The following is a 16783-nucleotide window of genomic DNA, read 5'->3' as shown; positions in this document are numbered from 1 at the left end:
CCACTCCTCAAGCACCCAACGCCTTCGCCAGGGCGGTAAAACCCGGGCCGGCGAGGACAATCAATAACGCCGGGAAGAGAAACAGCATCATCACGACGGACATTTTCGCGGACATTTTCGAGATGTATTCCTGTAGGCGCGTCAGGCGCCGGTCATCGAGCAGTTGCTTGAGCGAGAGCAGTGATTTCATTGCCCCGCCCCCCTGATACAGCAACTGCTGAAGAATCACGCAGGTGTCGGTGAACTCGTCGACCGCCAGCAATTGCGTGGCTTTGTTCAGTTCTTCGCCCAGTTCAAGGCCGGAATCGATACGGCTCAACACCAGCCGCAGTTCTTGGGTCAGCACTGGTAGCAAGGCTTGGCCTTCATGGCTCAGCACACGCAATGCCTGCTCCACGGCCATGCCGGATTCGAAGAGGATGCGCAGTAGCGGAATGAACGTGCTGATCTCACTGGCCAGTTGTTTCTGCCGACGCGCGACCGCGATCACCAGCAGCCGCTTGGGCAACAGATAGCCGACGCCGAGGGCGAACAACGGTGCAATCCACGGCCTTTGCACGGTGGGAAAAAACACCGACTGCAGCAGCACCGTCAGCGCCAGCAGCAATAACGGCGAACCGATCTGACAGGCAGCGAACAGCGAACGCTGGCGGGCGCTGCGCCAGCCCAGGCGGTTGAGCAGGGTTTGGGTTTCGTTGTCGAGTTTGACGCTGTGCTGCCCGACTTTGCTGTCGCCGAGCACTTGCAGCAAGTTGCCGAAGCGATTTTGCCGCAGCAGGTCACCCTCCAGGCGCCGGCTGATCTGCCGGGTACGGCGGCGTTGGTCGAACAGACTGCTCAGCAGCAACAGCGCGGCGCCGAGCAGCAGCAAAGCGCTGATCATCAAGGGTGTCGTCATAGGCTGCGCAACATCCGCCAGAGTAGAAGACTGCCGATTACCTGCATGCCGAACGCCGTGGCCAGCATCCGCTGTCCGGAAGGGTCGTGCCACATGGCGACCAGATAAACCGGATTGGCTATCAGGAAATACCCGGCCATGATGATCGGCAACAAGCCCAGCACCCACGCGGTAAGGCGGGTTTCGCCGGTCATGGCACGCAATTGGCGGGAGGCCTGATCGCGCTCGCGAATCATCTTGATCAGGTTCTCCAGCAACTCGCTGGCGTTGCCGCCATAACGATGATTGACCTTGAGGCCGAGGGCGAACAGGCGAAATTCATCGCGCTCGTAAAGCTCTGCCAGATCCGACACGGCGTCCGGCAGACTTACGCCCAACTGCACGTTGCGCTGGACCCGGGCCATGGCGTCTTTCAACGGATACTCGCTGGCCTCGATGCCACCGAGCACTGCGTCAGCGAGGGTACGCCCGGACTTCAGGCTGCGCACGGTGTGATCGAGCAGTGCCGGCAGTTGTTCGATCATTCGCCGCAATCGGCGCTGATAACGCCAACTGACATACACACGCAGCGCCAGCGGTGGCAGCACGATCAGCACCAGCAGACCGATCCATCCCGCCAGCGCAAAGCCGATCAGAATCGCGAAGGCCCAGAGCAACAGCCAGACCCCGATACGCTCGGTTGGCCGGCCCAACCCAGCGCGCAGGAATGCGCGCTCCAGCCCGGCCCAATAAGGGGCGCTCACGGTCATTTGCGGCTGCCCCTGATTCAGCCGATCAAGCACCCGCTCGGTGCCACTCTGGCGCCAGCTGTTGTAGAACAGGCGCAGCGACAGCCCGAGCAAGGCCAGGCAAATGACGATCAGCAACAACGGTTTGAGCATGCCGTCGGCCCTCAGTGCGCGAGCGTCGGTTCGCGGCGCAACTTGTCGCCGGCCGGGTTGATGGCTTCGCGCAGAAAGCCCAGGCCACTGCGCCGATCAAGGCGAAACAGGGTATTGGTGACGTACACGTCGTCACGCACGCCAACCACTTCCACCACTTCGCTGACGCAACGGCGCCCGTCCGGCATTCGCGTCAGTTGAATCACCACGTCCAGCGCGGCGCAGATCATCTGGCGCAAAGTGCGTTCGGCGATGGTGCGGCCGGTCAGTCCGACCAGGGTTTCCAGACGCAGCAGAGCGTCCTGAGCATTGTTGGCGTGGACGGTGCTCATCGAGCCATCGTGGCCGGTGTTCATTGCGGTGAGGACGTCGACGACTTCAACGCCGCGAATCTCACCGAGGATAATCCGGTCAGGGCGCATGCGCAGAGCGTTGCGAATCAGATCGCTGGCTTTCACTTCGCCGTGGCCCTCGGCGTTCGGCGGGCGCGTTTCCAGGCGCACGACGTGGGGATGGCCAAGCTGCAATTCAGCAACGTCCTCGATGGTCACCAGCCGTTCGTGGGGACTGATCAACTGGCTGAGGATATTCAGCAAGGTGGTTTTACCGGTGCCGGTACCGCCACTGATGAGGATGTTGCAGCGCTTGCCCACTGCCTCCTCGATGAAGTCGTAGATCGCCTGATCGATGGTCTGCATCGCCATCAGGTCGGTGCTCTTGAGCATGTCCTTGCGAAACTTCCGGATCGACAGGCACGGCCCGTCAAGGGCGATCGGCGGGATGATCGCGTTGACCCGGCTGCCATCGGGCAGGCGCGCATCGACCATCGGCGACGATTCATCGAGGCGTCGCCCCAGCGGCGCGAGGATGCGTTGCATCACCCGTTCGACGTGATGCGCATCGATAAAACGCAGATCGCTCAAGTGCAGCACGCCATCGCGTTCGATGAACACCCGGTGCGGGCCGTTGACCAGAATTTCAGTGACGGCGCTGTCGCGCAACAGTACTTCCAGCGGGCCGAAACCGGTCAGCTCATCAACGATTTCTTCGGCCAGACGTTCCATTTCATAACGGGAAATCGCCAGGTGCAGGCGCGCGATGTACTCGGCAACCTTGTCGATGACGAACTGCGACAGCACCTGCCGCGAACCTTCCAGCAGGTTTTTCCCGGACTCTTCGATGGCGTCGATGATGTAACGGTGCAGTACCAGTTTCAGCCCGTCGTGATCAGTGTTGCCGGACGCGTTGCGCTGCGGCCCGCCAAACAATTGCTCGCCGTTCATGAGGTACCTCGCAGGCGGTCGAACCAGCTGACCTTGGGTTTGGCCATGCCTTCGGAGCGTTTCGCAAGGCGTTCGCCGAGGGTGCGCAGGCTCTGGCTGATGGCCTCACGCGGGGCCAGCTCGAACAGGCTGACGCCCTGGTTTTTCGCGTTCAGACGGATCTCCGGGCTGTAGGCGAGCACCGCAATCACCTCCAGGCCAAAGCTCTTGCCGAGCGTCTCGGAATCCGGTGCGACGTGGCGCAGGTAGCGGTCCACGAGCAGTCGCCCGTGGTCGAGTTTCATGCCTTTTTCACGCCACAGGTTGAGCACCGCGAGGTTGCGCCGACAATCGAGCACATTCTGATCGGTGTACCACAGCAGCTTGTCGCAATGGCTGACGAAGGTTCGTAGCGCTTCGCTGTCGGGTTGCCCGGTGAGGTTGACCACGATGTGCTGGAAGTGTTGGCGCAGGGCGCTGAGCAACATGTACAACTCGGCGGCACTGGTACGCTCCAGTGGCTCGTCGCCGTTGGCGTAGGCAAGAATGCGCAGACCGGCTTCGGCGCTCGTGAAGGCGCTGTCGATCAGGGTCGCGTCGAGCCGCCGCAAGTGCCGCAACGCATCGCCGAAATGGAACGAACTCTCAAGCCCGAGCAACGCCAGACTGTCACCGCGCGGCAGGCCCAGATCGAGCAACAGGGTTTGCTGGCCACTCTTCTGCACCACCAGCGCCATGTGGTTGGCGAGCAGAGCACCGTCGGCGTTGCTCTGCACACCATAAAGCACGGTCAGGCCACCAAGCTGCGTGTTGGGGGTCACCGCGGGCAGACGTTTACTCAGACGCCGCACCAACCCGGCTACCTCACTGGAGCGCGAGCCATAAGCGACAAAATCCCGTGCACCGGCACGCATTGCATTGAGCACCAACTGGTTATCCATGCCGTCACCGAGGGCGACGATGGCAAGCATCGGTTTGGCTTCCAGCACGCCTTCAATCAAGGCGCTCTGGGCCACCAGATGATCACGATCGAGGCCGACGAAAACCAGGCTGGCAAAGGTCACGTCGACCAGCGCCAGCAACTCGTCAAGGCTGCCGCCACCGGCGCTGACCACTTGACCGAGGGGGGCCAGCGCCCCTTGCAGCCACTCAAGATCGGTGTCGTTGCGGGTGATGGCGAGGAAGGTCTGGCTCAGGCTCTGGCTCATTGCGATAACCCGCTGCGTTTATCGAAGTTGCCGTTTTCGAGGAAGTACAAGCGATACCAGTTCGGATCGTAGTTGCGCAGTTTTTCCCCGGGCAGCGACGGCAGCGGCGCATTGGCCGCCAGTGGCTGCACCAGATGCGGGGTGACGATCATCAGCAACTCTCGCTCTTCGCGATTGATCGATGAATTGCGAAAGAACGCACCGAGCACCGGGATGTCGCCAAGGCCGGGGAATTTGTTCACTTCAGAGGCGTTGCGGGTGCTGATCAAACCGCTGATGACAAAGCTTTCTCCGTCTGCCAGAGAGATGCTGGTGTCGGTGCGGCGAATGGTGAACGCCGGCACCGTGGTGCCGCCGATGGTCACGCCATTGTTGTAGTCCAGTTCGCTGACTTCCGGGGCGACTTTGAGGGCGATGCGGTCGTTGCTGACCACCGTCGGTGTCAGGGTCAGGCGGATACCGAATTCCTTGTATTCGATCGAGTAGCTGTTGCTGTTGGCGCTGGGCACCGGGATCGGAATTTCACCGCCGGCAAGGAAGCTTGCGCTTTGCCCGCTCAACGCCACCAGGCTTGGCCGCGCCAGGGTGTAGGCGAACCCGCTGCCTTCCAGCGCGTTGACGATGCCGAGGAATTTGCTGCTGCCACCGCCCCAGACGATGTTGAACATGTCGTTGGCCAAGGGAATGTTCGGCGCAATGATCGGCACCGTACCCGGTCTGACGCCGGTGCCCGGCACCGTGCCGGGAGCGCCGATCAGGAAGTTGTTCGAGCCTTTACCGTAAATTGAAGTGCCGGCCTCTTTGAGTTTGGTCCGGCTGACTTCGACGAAGCGGATGTCTGTCTGCACCTGCGAGGGCAACGTCGGATCACCCGTCGCCGGCAGGGAAACCGTGGTCATCGCCGCACTGGCCTTGCCCTGGACGAACACCATGCTCTGGCGCGGCGCGCTGGCGCAGGCGCTCCAGATCATCAGCGTAGTGGCGCCTGGCGCGACGCCGGTCAGCAGGATGCCTTGATCACCGGTCACGCGCACATCGGCGATTTTCGGGTCGCCCACCGCCACCCGAGTGATCGCCACGGGGGATTGCAGTGCCTGTTGCAGGCCTTCGCCGACTTCCAGTGTCGCCGGCAACGAGCCGAGCGCGGCGCAGTTGCCGGTGGCGGCGACGGCAGTGCCGATCGAGGCGACGCTCAACAGCGAGGCTCGGAACAAGCCGTTGAACAGGGGCGTAAAGCGTGTGCGCATGTAAAGGCGTCCTTGCTCGAATCAGGGAGTGGGTTGTGCAGTATCGGCACCGCGAATCACTTCCACGGTGGCTTTGCGTGGGGCGGGTTGAGCGGCCACGTCCATGACTCTGGGGGGAGCCCTCAGGGACAACTGGCTGAACTCGAGCAGGTCACGGCGCGGTGTATCGAGGCGGGTGGCGGCGTCGTTTTCTCCGGCCCAGTATTTCGCCAGTTGCTGTTCATCGGCACTGCGCACCGCGAGGCGCAACACACCGGCGCCGGACGCCAGCATCAAACGGCTGAGCAACGCTTCAGGCACGGCGAGCACCACGCTGCGCGCGGCCATGCGTTGCTGCTCTTGTTTGAGGCGTTCGTCGTCACTGCGCGCCGGGCTGGCCGGTTGGCCGTCGTTGGTCAGGCCGCTCTGGCTGCCGACCACCAGCACGCGGACCGCTGGCACGACCAATTGCGCCGAGGCCTGTGGGGTGTTTTCGTCCTTGCGCAAAAACAGCAGCACGTCGACGTAATCGCCGGGCGCGAGTTGGCCGCCGGCGTTGATCACTTCATCCACCGCCACGGCCAGCGCCCGTTCACCGGGGCGGATCATCCGGGACAGTCGGCTGCCGGGTTCGAAGCTTTCTTCGCTCAGCCAACTGCCGGCGCTCAAGGGCCGCCACGCTGTACGACCGACCACCTGATCGACGGTGCCGAGGCTGCCGGCGGGCGCGGTGCGCAGTTTTTCCACCGCCACATCGGCAGCCGTGATTGTCACGAACGGCGCAATGTCGCGCAGCAGCACTACCACCGGTTGGCGGGTAGGATCTTCGACTGGCGCAGGTTCCGCGGACGGTGGTACGACGGCAACGGCGACCGGTGCTGTGGCCGGTTCGGCAACCGGCTGACGGCTCAAGGTGAGCCCCCAATATCCGGCGACGATGGCACCCAGCAAGAACAATCCGGCCAAGCCTAAAGTAACGCGACTGTTCATGACGGCTCTCCCTTTCCCGCTGCGTTGTGTCTTTTGCAATGACCCGTGGTTCCATCGAGACAAATTCGCAATCAGGCAGCTATGAACAAGTAACTATTTCGCTATTTGACGGTAGCGCAGGCCGAACAAAACGCCATTACGAAGGCCGAAATATCCAACGAAAGTAGAGGCCTAAAGCGCCAAACGTGGTTTTTTTGCGTTTTATCGCTGAGTACTACTTAGGTGTTAATCCGTTCTTACAGTTGTAGGGTCGAGGAATGCCGACAATGCTGATGCTGGCACAGGGAAATCATGTTGCGAACGCGTAACGCCTGGTGCGCTCAAGGAGAATTCTCATGTCGTATTCCCGCGTTGTTGCGAAAATCAAATCCGAGATCGCGTTCTTCAAAGGCCTGGCCAAAGACACCGAAGGCGCCTCGGCTATCGAGTACGCGCTGGTGGTCGGTCTCGTAGCGCTGGTGATTGCTGCATTCGGTAACGGCATCGGCACTCAGGTCACCAGGATTCTGACTGCTATCCAGACTGCGCTGACACCCGCCGTCACCGGCAGCTGATCGGACCCGATAACTTGTCAATGCGGCCATTGGGTTCTACCGTCAGCACTCAGTCCATTGCAGGTGTTGCCTATGAACTCTCCACACACTCCACGCCAGCAGTTGCTCCTCGTCGACGATGAGGAGGACGCACTGCTGGAGCTTGCGGAGTTGCTGGAGGGCGAAGGCTTCACCTGTCATACCGCCACGTCGGTGAAGCTCGCGCTTCATCATCTCACCCGCCATCCCGATATCGCTTTGGTGATCACTGATCTGCGCATGCCGGAGGAAAGCGGCATGTCGCTGATCAAGCGTCTGCGCGAACACACCTCGCGCCAGCATTTGCCGGTGATCGTCACTTCCGGTCATGCGGACATGGAGGATGTCAGCGACATGCTGCGTCTGCAGGTACTGGATCTGTTCCGCAAACCGATCTATCACGTGCGCTTGCTGGAAACCCTGGACAACCTGTTTCCCAAGCAGAAGGCCAACAGCGTTCGCGGTGGCTGATTGCGCAGAACACCGGGAGCACCGGAGGTCAGTGTGCAGTCACGCGTTGACGGCCAGGATTGCCCGGTGACAACGCCAGTGCCAATTGGGTGCGGTTATGCATGTGCGTCAGGCGCAGGACCTGGGAAACATAAAGTTTTACCGTGTTCTCGGTAATCCCCAATTCGCAGGCGATCTGATAGTTGGTCTGTCCTTTGCCTACCAACCGCGCGACATCAAGCTGACGTGGCGACAACTGGTTGAAGATCGCCGGGATCTCCACAACCTCCCCATCACCCGGTACCTTGTGTATCACCGGCGAAGGCCCGCGACGGACTTTGTCGAGATCCTGATAGAGGTCGTCGATGGACTCCGACAGGTATTGCAGCTTTTGATTCAGGTGCCCCAGATGCAGGGTTTTCTGCCGCTCCTGCAAGGCCGCTTCCTGGCGCTGCAAACCTTCAAGCAACTCGTCCAGATCAATCGGCTTCTGGTAGTAATCGGCAATCCCGGCGCGCAACGCCTTGATCACGTCCTGCTTGTCGGCGCGACCGGTGAGCATGATGGCCTCGAACGCTCGATGTTTGCCAGACAGCCGCTGCAGTTCCTGCACCAGCTCTATGCCATCCATGTCCGGCATGTGCAAATCACAAAGCACCAGACCGATGGCAGGGTCTTCAATGAATTGCTCGATTGCCTGCCTGCTCGATTCGCAAGGCACGCAACGGTAGCCGCTGCTTTCGAGGAATTCGCAGAGTTCCTCGACAATCAGCGGCTGATCGTCGACCACCAGAACCTTTATTGCAGACGCTAGGTTGTTCACTTGCCACTCCCTGACCAAGCCAAAGGCTGACCGTTCCTGTACTGACAGCACGAGGCTGTACAACGTTGATTTGAAAGTAGACCTACTTTCCGACTATGTACATAGCAGTAGTGGCACGAGACGACTAATGGATCCAATACAACGTCACACCGGTTCCAATCAGCACGAACGGTGCAAATGGCAGCTTTTTTGACGCATCTGGCCCGAAATATCGAAGATATTCTCTAAGCCGTTGACTCATATGCAGCCAGAGTTTTGGCACGAGCAGTAGCCAGAGCGCGCTGGACAGCGCGGCGCCGGCAAACGCGCCGAGCAGGATTGTGCCGTCTGTCGCCAGCGCCAAGGCTGTCATTAATTTCACATCGCCCGCGCCGAATCGTTTCAGGATATAACCAGGAAGGGACAACGTCAGAGCGAGCAGTACGGCCCATCCACTGTGAATGACATCGGCGCCAAGCCAGCTGTGACCATTGAGCAGTAAATACAGCGCTGCCAATGCGCCTGCTCCCAAAGTAAGGCTGTTGCTGATATGCCGCTGCCGGGCATCCTGTGCCGCGCATAGCGTCAGCCAGATCAGTAGGACAAAGCTGTGCATGCGGTAAAAAACGTCCGTTTTGGCCGAATGATTCTATGCTGATATTACGTAGTGAATGTCAGGGTAGACGCACTCATGAAATCCGGCCTCCCCCGCAAGCAAAAAGGCGCCGTCGCTATCGAATTCGCGTTGGTGTTCATCGTCTTCTTCGCCGTGTTTTATGGCCTGGTCAGCTACAGCCTGCCGCTGCTGTTAATGCAGTCATTCAATGAGTCCACCGCCGTGGCAGTGCGCCGCAGCGTCGCGCTGGATCCGGCCAGCGCCAATTACTCCAGCGCGGTCACGGCCGCTGCCCGAGCCGAACTGAGCCGGCAACTGGCCTGGCTGCCCGGTGCCTTGAACTTCAACGCCACCACCGATAGCAGCATTACCTATGTCGGTGGCGTGTTGACCGTGACCATCAACTATCCCACCAGCAAATTGAATCAGGCGCTGCCGTTTCTGGTGTTGCCGGGAATCGGCTCGGTACCGCGCCTGCCTGCGACACTGCGCGCCTCGTCGAGCCTGCAATTTTGAGTTCCGGTGACAAGTTGTTCGGTCGCCTGCTCAATCGACACGCCGACACGGTCCGGCCGACGGACAGCCCTGTGGTGTCGAGCGTCGGTCTGCAGCTGTATCTGGATGGCGACGGTCACGTCAATCACCTGAGCGGGCCGTTGCGCCATGTGCTGGCGCCGCGGATATCCGGCAGCCATCCCGCGCATTTGCTGGAATATGTGTTGCCCCATAACAGCCTCGCCCTAGAGGGCAATCCCGTCGACTGGCAAAGTCAGTTGCTCGACCTCGATTTTTTCAGCCTCACTGGCCCACCGTTGCACCTGCGTGGCTGGGTACAGCCGCAGGGTGACGGCTGGCTTTTACAGTTGCTGGACATCGGTGACTTGCTCAGCGATCGTCGTCAGGCACGCAGCCGCGAACAATGCCAGTGGCTGGCCACGCAGATCCGCGACCAGTTGCGCCTGGGCAGCCTTGCGCGCCTGCCCCAGGTGCTGGGCGAACAGTTGCAACGCTTGAGCCAGCATTTGCACATTCCGTGTGTGGCCGTGGCGCTGCTCGACGAGCAAGGTCAGGGTTGGCAGATTCATCAGCATTACGCGACGCTCAATGCGCCGCAGGTATGGCGTGATCAACAGTCATTGGGCACGGGCCTCGACAGCCTGAACGGTGCATTACCGCAACGTTTGCGAGCCGCAGAGCAGCCACGCCTGAGTACGCTGTTTGGCCCGAACGAAGGCTTCGCCGTGCCCTACCGCGATGCCCAGGGCGTGGCGGCGTGGCTGCTGTGCGCCGGCTGTGACGCACAGCAGCAGGCACCGGAACTGAGCGATCACGATTGGCTGTTGATGGCCGCTGCCGTGGCCGCGCCCTTGCTGGAACGCTTGCGCGAGCATCGCCATCATCAGCAACTGGAACGTTTGCAGAGTCTGCAAGCGTTGCTCGGCAGCGGGTGGTGGGAAGTCAGCAGCGCGAGCGCCGACGTGCAGTTGGCTCCGACGCTGGCCGACAACCTCGGTTTGCACGCCGCGCGGGTACCGATTCAGGAGTGGTTCGGCCGCGTGCATCCCGCCGACCGAGATGAACTGCGCAGTCGTCTGCAAGCCCTGCAAGACGACGGCACGCCACTGCAATTGTGTGTGCGCTGGCAACTCGATGAGCAACCGCTGCCGCAGTGGTATCGCCTGCAAGGCCAGTCGCTGGGCATCGGCGCCGAACGACGCCTTGTCGGGTTCATGCTCGACATCAGCGACATCAAGCACCAGCAGCAACAGGCCGCCACCGCCCATGCACGGCTGGATAATCTGATTGCCAGTTCCCCGGCGGTGATCTACGTGCAGCGCTACGTTGAAGGGGCTTTGCAACCGACGTTTTTCAGCGCCAGCCTGCAACCCCTGCTGGGCTGGAGTCTCGCCGACTGCGCCGATGGCCGACTGGTGGAACACATACACCCGGATGACCGCCCAGGCTATTTCGAACGCACCCGCCAGTTACTGCGCGAAGGCTCGGTGAGCGCACGCTATCGGGTTCTCGATCGCCAAGGCCATGCGCACTGGCTGCTCGACGAGGCCAAGTTGCTGCGCAACGATCTCGGTCTGCCCGTGGAAGTGGTGGGGTTGTGGCTGGACGTCACCGAAGCGACCCTCGCCGCCGAGCAGGTCAAGGCCAGCGAGGAACGTTACCGGATGCTGGTGGAAGATTCGCCGGCGATGATTTGTCGCTATCGTCCCGACCTGACCCTGACCTTCGGCAACCGGCCACTGGCCGATTATCTGGAGTGTACGGCCGCGCAATTGCCCGGAGTGAATCTGGGCAGCTGGATGTCCGACGAACAGCGCCAGGCATTCGTTGAGCGCTTGGCGCAACTGACCCCGGAACAGCCGGTGAGCACTGCTGAAATCAATCTGCGCCTGCCCGGTCGCGAACATGCGTGGTGGGTCTGGTCGGATCGAGGGGTGTTCGATGAACACGGGTGCCTGCTTGAGGTGCAGGCGGTGGGCCGAGATAACACGCAGGTGCGGCGCTCCCAACAACAACTGACACAAAGCGCGAAAATGGCCACCCTCGGCGAGATGGCTACAGGTCTTGCCCATGAGATCAATCAACCGCTGAACGTGATGCGCATGGCCATCGTCAATGTGCTCAAACGCTTGGGCAATGGCGATGTGCAGATCGACTATCTGACCGACAAACTCAAACGCATTGACGCCCAGGTACAACGGGCCGCTCGGGTAGTGGATCACATGCGCGTGTTCGGCCGCCGCTCGGAAGTCGAACAGCATCCATTCAATCCTCTGGATGCGATCGAAGGCACCCTGTCGCTGTTGTCGGAAGGCCTGCGCGGCAAAGGCGTCGAGCTGCGAATCAAGGAAGCCTGTTTCCAGGTGCAGGTGCGCGGTTACGTCGATCAGCTCGAGCAAGTGCTGATCAACCTGATGGTCAATGCCCGCGATGCCTTGCTCGCCAGGCGCGAGGCCGATCGCGACTTTCAGCCGTGGATCGCCGTGCATGCCGAGTGCGATGAGCACGTGGTGCGGCTGTGGGTCGAGGACAACGGGGGCGGCATTGACCCTCGCCTGCTGGAGCGTATTTTCGAGCCATTCTTCACCACCAAACCGGTCGGTGTCGGCACCGGTCTGGGCTTGTCGGTGAGCTACGGCATCATCGACAACATGGGCGGGCGCCTGAGCGTGCGCAACGGCGAGGAGGGTGCGCGGTTCTGCATCGAACTGCCGATTGCGCTGAGTGACTAGGGGGCGTTCTCAATTGTTTTACCCGGTGGGAAAAACAATTGAGAACGCCCCCTAGATCACCAGTGTCGGTTGGCCGGCTGGCCGGCAACTGAGATTGGCACCGACATCGACTTTGTTCAGCGTGATGCCGAGGAGGTTGAGCAAGCTGTCGAGAATCGGGTCAAGCACCGGACTGAGCAGGTTATCGATGACCACGCCCAGCGTGTTGTTGACGCTGGCCAGCACGTCGGCGGTCGTAGTCAGCAGGCCACCCAACAGGCTCGAACCGGTGGGTTTGTATGCCTGGACCTGAACGCCACTCAATGTGCCTTTGAGGCTGTTGACCACGCCTTGTGTACCGAAGCTGTAGGTCAGCGGCGTTTGCTTTATCTCCGGAGGCTGGTTGTAGGTGTGGATGTTCTGGGTACTGGCCACCGAGGTGTCGACCTTCACGCCAAGGCCACCGCCGTAGAACGGTTTGCGCGAGTTGAGATCGCAGGTCGCCGCACCCAGTCCCAACAAGGGAATAGTGCAGGTGATGACCCCGACATCGATCAGCGCCAACGGCTCTACCGTGACATCCGTTGCGGATGAAAAAGCATTGGCAGGATCGATTTTGCCGACCTTGAGCTTGACCAGCGAGGAGTTGGTCTGGGTAGTCAGGCTTCGGCTGGCGTCGCTCAGGCAGTTGAAATCCGTGACGTGACTATCGGCGGCAGCGGCCTCCAGGAGGATGTCGATGCGCGACGTCGGAAGAATCTGTAAATGGGTGCGCTGACAGGTACCGCCCAGCGTGCACAACAACGAGTTCAATGTGCCGGCGATGTTCAAGTGCAGCAGGTTGTTCAGGGTATCGGTCAGCCCGCCCACCAGCGGTGTACTGACAATGGCACTGGCGAGCCCGGCCACATTGGACAGCACCGGCAGGTTCAGTGAGATCAAGGTGCGCACCTGCGCGGTCTTCACGTAGATGCGGTTGGGCCCCATGGGGTCGGCCTTGGCCAGCACAGGGTTACCGAGTGCCGAGAGTTGCGGCGGCTCGATGACTCTGGTCTTGACCGAACCATTGACCAGCCCCGGAATATTCAGCGGCGCTGACACCACCAACGCGTTCTGACTGTTGGCCACTTGCACGACGGCTTCAAGCAACTGAAACACCTGGAGATTGGCATTCAACGCTGCGGACGTCGCCCCGGTCTGCAACTGCAGCAATTGTCCAAGCGCCACTTCGGTACTGCCGACCCCGGCCTTCAACCCGAGCAAACCGTCGACCGCCACACTGGTAGTGGTGCCGCCCTTCGTCAGCACGGTAATAGCGGTGTCGATCAGTTGGCCGATCTTGATGTTCTTGCCTAGCAGTTGGGTGTAGTTGCCGGCGTCCAGGCTGATATCGAGCGCCAGTTGATTGAGGTAACCAAGCAGGTTGATATTGGAGTCCACCAGCCCCTGCCATCCGGCGACGCTGAGATTCAGGTTGCCGCCGAGCATTCCCCCCCAGATCGCATTAAGGGCCGCGGACTTGCTCGCATCGATGGTGACCAGAGTGGTACCGATGGTCAATTGGGCCTGAGGCGGCAGTATGGTGGAGGCGCCGACGGCTGTAGCGCGCAGAAGCGTGGTGGGTGACACGCTGCCCGGCGAAAACATTGCGTAAAGCGCGGCGGCCACACTGGTCGGCACCACCCGAGTGGCAACCACGCTGATGGCTTCTTTCTTACTGGCTTGGGCGCTGAACACACGCAGGTTGTCGCCGCCGGTTTGTACGGTGCCGCAGGTCACCGTCAGAGTCGTGCCCTGCTCAACGGTAAAACTGTTGCGCGCCGCACTGGCCGTGGCGTAACTGTTGGCCGTGGCGTTGCCGCCGGGCAGGCAATCGCCACCGCGCGATATGGCCTCCAGCGCGGCGACATCGACCACCCGCTGCAAGCGCCGTTGCTCCATGTACAAACGACCGCTGTCGACCACCAGTACCATGCACACCAGCGCCAGGCCGAGAGTCAGCGCGGCCGTCAAGCCGATCGCCCCGCGCTGCCGGACCCGGCCATTGAATTGCGAACGAGGCGACATCGCGCACTCCTTTGCCGGCGCACTGCCGAGCGCAACCTCCATTGGTGGTTTTGAGTGTAGACGCGGCTAGTGGCAACGCGCCATTTGGCAAGCCATAAAACAACGATGGGGGCCAGCGTGCTGGCTCCCATCGTTGGAAAGTGAGTCGACTTTGATTCAGCGCGGTGGATAGTTGGTAAGGATGCGGGCGACGGTCTCACGAATGGCGTTGCTGCGATCTTCCGGATTGGGTCTGCTGGCGAGCATCTGTTCATCGCTGCCGCGCCACACCAGTTTGCCGTCCTTGCCGTCGATCAGGTCGATCTGGATAGTCGCGACCTTGTAGGTGATGTTGCGCGTTTCGTTGTACATCGGCGCGCCCCAATAGCCGTTCCACGGGCCACCCCAACCGCCGCCGTAATTGGTCGTCACTTGCTGCTGACGATCCTCGACGATCAGGTAGGTCTGCACGTTCAGATCACCCTTGGCGCCCGCCGCCGCAGGACGCAACCCGCGCTGGTCGAGCTGATCGGCCACAGCCTGGCGGATGCGTTGCTCGGTCAGGTCGCTTTTGATCCGCGGATCATCGGGGCGATATTGCAGGGCGGGGTCTTTCCAGCTCCAACTGCGATAGGCGGCAAAATCGCGGCTGGCATCAAAGTCATGATTGACCTGATTGGCGGCGCAGGCGCTGAGCAGCGCGGCCATGGCCAGTAAAGCGAGACGGCGGAACATGGTTTTTCTCCGGTTGAAGACATGAACCTGCTAGAGCTTCTCATTTGCAGGAAGCTAACCGGGAGGATACGCCGACATGGCTTTTTCCACAGCCTCCCGAATCGAATCCGTGCGGTCAATCGGGCTGCCCTTGGCGCCGGTTTCCGCGCTGGCACTCCACACCGGTTGGCCCGTGCCGGCGTCGAACAGATCGACTTGCACCACCACGACCTGCTCGGAATAGGTGCGCACGACCGGCACGCTGTTGTACATGCCGTAGCCGCGTCCATAACGATCATAGCCACTGTATCCGCCGCCGTAGTAGCCGTAATCGTCCTGCACCTGACGCAAGCGGGTTTGCAGGCTCAGATGAGCACTGACCAACAGGTCGGCTGGGCGATCGTCGTGCAACGGGCGCAAGCCGCGCTGATCCAGGGCATTGCTCACCGCTTCGGCCACTTGCGCCGAGTCCGCCCACGCGGTGCCCGGCGGCAATTGCCCGTTGAGCCAGGCCCAACTGCGGTAGCGCCCGTAATCACGCGGCGGCGCCGGGTAAGCGCTGCGATCAAAGGTGTTGGCCGCTTGCGCCGGTGCTGGCGGCAATGGCCGCGACTGCGCCACATAAGGGTTGCTGCCCTGGCAGGCGGCCAACCCCAGACACATCAGCAATAACCCGGATTGAGCTTTCATGTCGCGCTCCGATCAGATCGGCCGGCAGATCCAGTGCAAGTAGCGCCCAAGCCCGGCGAAGCTTGGGTGACGGCGGTGAGCGAGCTCCATCTCGAGCAAATCCACAAGTTCGGCGCGGGCCTGGAATTCCACCGGCATGTAGTCGTGAAAGACCCGGATCCCACTCTGGCTTTCGACCTGCCACAGGCCGTCGAGTTGCGTTGCCAATTCGCGCGGATCGAGGGGCTGCTGCGGAGTCAGACTCTGCTTTTCACCGGCCATGTCGTTTTTGCGCATTTTCTTGAAATGGCCTTTGAGCAGATTGCGATAAATCAGCGCGTCGCGGTTATAGAACGCCAGCGACAGCCAGCCGCCGGGTTTGGTCAGTTGATGCAACACAGGCAGGATCGCGTGGGGTTCGGCGAGCCATTCCAGCACGGCGTGGCAGATCACCAGATCGTACGGCTCGGTGAGTTGCCCGAGCAGCTCCTGCCACGGCGCCTGAATGAAGGTCGCGGTCTGCCCGGCCTCGGCGAAACGCTGGCGCGCGCCTTCGAGCATCGGCTCGGCCGGTTCGGTGAAGGTCACCTCGTGGCCGCGCTCGGCCAGCCACAGCGACATATGGCCGAGGCCGCCGCCAATGTCGAGGACGCGTAACGGTCGATCCGGCAGCGCTTCTGCGAGGTCGGCTTGCAACACCGCGAGACGAATCGCGCCTTTGGCGCCACCGTAGATTTTTTCGGCGAAGCGCGTCGCCAACTGATCGAAATGCCGGTCGCTCATCAGCTGAACCGCCGTTCGCTGTCGGCGAGCTTGGCGCGCACCACTTCATTCATGTCCAACCCCAACTCGCTGCACAGCAGCAACAGGTACAGGACGATATCGCCGACTTCCTGCCCGGCGTGGGCGAGTTTGTCCGGCGGCAACTGGCGCGACTGGTCTTCCGTCAGCCACTGGAAAATCTCCACCAGTTCGGACATCTCGACGCTGGCCGCCATGGCGAGGTTTTTCGGGCTGTGAAATTGCCGCCAGTCATTGCGGTCGCGGATGGCGTGCAGGCGTTCGGTCAGTTCAACAAGGTTCATCGGGTTCTCCTGAAGGCGTATAGCTTCGGGGGGATGCGCCCTGAAGGCAAGCGGCACCGATGATCTATTGTGGGAGCGAGCCTGCTCGCGAATGCGGTGTGTCATTCAACGTTGATTTGCCTGATACCACGCTTTCG

At 61.1% G+C, this 16783-nt stretch carries 17 protein-coding genes; 4 read left to right on the top strand and 13 right to left on the bottom strand.

All coding sequences use genetic code 11. From position 1 onward, the window contains the following. Nucleotides 1–7: 7 nt before the first annotated feature. From HUW52_RS04455 to cpaB, 6 genes are read right to left on the bottom strand one after another with little or no spacing between them, the layout of a single operon-like run. Nucleotides 8–898, bottom strand: coding sequence for a type II secretion system F family protein (locus tag HUW52_RS04455; protein ID WP_175553062.1), 891 nt, complete (start codon nt 896–898; stop codon nt 8–10). Then, a complete protein-coding gene (locus HUW52_RS04450; protein WP_016987388.1) occupies nt 895–1779 on the bottom strand; it encodes a type II secretion system F family protein in 885 nt (294 codons plus the stop codon). The genes HUW52_RS04455 and HUW52_RS04450 overlap by 4 nt, the downstream gene beginning before the upstream one ends. 11 nt (nt 1780–1790) lie before the next feature. Continuing rightward, nucleotides 1791–3062 carry a CpaF family protein gene (locus HUW52_RS04445; protein WP_016987389.1) on the bottom strand — a complete coding sequence of 424 codons (1272 nt, stop codon included), beginning with the start codon at nt 3060–3062 and terminating at the stop codon, nt 1791–1793. After that, nucleotides 3059–4249, bottom strand: coding sequence for a protein TadZ (locus HUW52_RS04440; protein WP_016987390.1), 1191 nt, complete (start codon nt 4247–4249; stop codon nt 3059–3061). Before HUW52_RS04440 ends, HUW52_RS04445 begins: the two co-directional genes overlap by 4 nt. Continuing rightward, nucleotides 4246–5496, bottom strand: coding sequence for a type II and III secretion system protein family protein (locus HUW52_RS04435; RefSeq protein WP_016987391.1), 1251 nt, complete (start codon nt 5494–5496; stop codon nt 4246–4248). Before HUW52_RS04435 ends, HUW52_RS04440 begins: the two co-directional genes overlap by 4 nt. Before the next feature lie 21 nt (nt 5497–5517). Next, complete coding sequence (gene cpaB, locus HUW52_RS04430; RefSeq protein WP_016987392.1) at nt 5518–6465, bottom strand: Flp pilus assembly protein CpaB; 948 nt, start codon at nt 6463–6465, stop codon at nt 5518–5520. Nucleotides 6466–6800: 335 nt separating this feature from the next. Here cpaB and HUW52_RS04425 point away from each other — a divergent pair, with 335 nt between their 5' ends. Beyond that, nucleotides 6801–7019 (top strand): Flp family type IVb pilin, encoded by a 219-nt coding sequence (locus tag HUW52_RS04425; RefSeq protein WP_016987393.1) that lies wholly within the window; start codon nt 6801–6803, stop codon nt 7017–7019. 72 nt (nt 7020–7091) lie between these two features. Further along, a complete protein-coding gene (locus tag HUW52_RS04420) occupies nt 7092–7508 on the top strand; it encodes a response regulator (RefSeq protein WP_016987394.1) in 417 nt (138 codons plus the stop codon). A gap of 28 nt (nt 7509–7536) precedes the next feature. Here the strand turns inward: HUW52_RS04420 and HUW52_RS04415 are convergent, their stop codons facing one another. Both HUW52_RS04415 and HUW52_RS04410 read right to left on the bottom strand, forming a co-directional pair. Beyond that, a complete protein-coding gene (locus HUW52_RS04415) occupies nt 7537–8310 on the bottom strand; it encodes a response regulator transcription factor (RefSeq protein WP_175553061.1) in 774 nt (257 codons plus the stop codon). Between the two features lie 124 nt (nt 8311–8434). After that, nucleotides 8435–8905, bottom strand: a complete 471-nt coding sequence (locus HUW52_RS04410; protein ID WP_016987396.1) for a prepilin peptidase — start codon at nt 8903–8905, stop codon at nt 8435–8437. A gap of 75 nt (nt 8906–8980) precedes the next feature. On the opposite strand from HUW52_RS04410, the gene HUW52_RS04405 reads away from it, so the two are divergent. Both HUW52_RS04405 and HUW52_RS04400 read left to right on the top strand, forming a co-directional pair. Further along, nucleotides 8981–9421 (top strand): TadE/TadG family type IV pilus assembly protein, encoded by a 441-nt coding sequence (locus HUW52_RS04405; protein ID WP_016987397.1) that lies wholly within the window; start codon nt 8981–8983, stop codon nt 9419–9421. Continuing rightward, complete coding sequence (locus HUW52_RS04400; RefSeq protein ID WP_175553060.1) at nt 9418–12153, top strand: PAS domain-containing sensor histidine kinase; 2736 nt, start codon at nt 9418–9420, stop codon at nt 12151–12153. The genes HUW52_RS04405 and HUW52_RS04400 overlap by 4 nt, the downstream gene beginning before the upstream one ends. Before the next feature lie 51 nt (nt 12154–12204). On the opposite strand, the gene HUW52_RS04395 is transcribed toward HUW52_RS04400, so the two are convergent. The 5 genes from HUW52_RS04395 to HUW52_RS04375 form a co-directional block, all read right to left on the bottom strand. Continuing rightward, on the bottom strand, nt 12205–14199 hold the full coding sequence (locus tag HUW52_RS04395; protein WP_016987399.1) for a TadG family pilus assembly protein: 1995 nt from the start codon (nt 14197–14199) through the stop codon (nt 12205–12207). A gap of 156 nt (nt 14200–14355) precedes the next feature. Then, entirely contained in the window at nt 14356–14913 is a 558-nt protein-coding gene (locus tag HUW52_RS04390) for a DUF4136 domain-containing protein (RefSeq protein ID WP_016987400.1), read from the bottom strand. Between the two features lie 54 nt (nt 14914–14967). Continuing rightward, a complete protein-coding gene (locus HUW52_RS04385) occupies nt 14968–15582 on the bottom strand; it encodes a DUF4136 domain-containing protein (RefSeq protein WP_016987401.1) in 615 nt (204 codons plus the stop codon). Between the two features lie 12 nt (nt 15583–15594). Next, entirely contained in the window at nt 15595–16344 is a 750-nt protein-coding gene (locus HUW52_RS04380) for a methyltransferase (protein ID WP_175553059.1), read from the bottom strand. Next, a complete protein-coding gene (locus HUW52_RS04375; protein ID WP_016987403.1) occupies nt 16344–16646 on the bottom strand; it encodes a MazG-like family protein in 303 nt (100 codons plus the stop codon). The genes HUW52_RS04380 and HUW52_RS04375 overlap by 1 nt, the downstream gene beginning before the upstream one ends. Nucleotides 16647–16783 lie beyond the last annotated feature (137 nt).

It is taken from the genome of Pseudomonas sp. 43A, from assembly GCF_013363935.1.
In the GTDB taxonomy this organism is placed as follows: Bacteria; Pseudomonadota; Gammaproteobacteria; order Pseudomonadales; family Pseudomonadaceae; genus Aquipseudomonas; species Aquipseudomonas crudilactis.
Note: the sequence above shows the minus strand (reverse complement) of the source record. Positions and strands in the feature narration are given on the sequence as shown.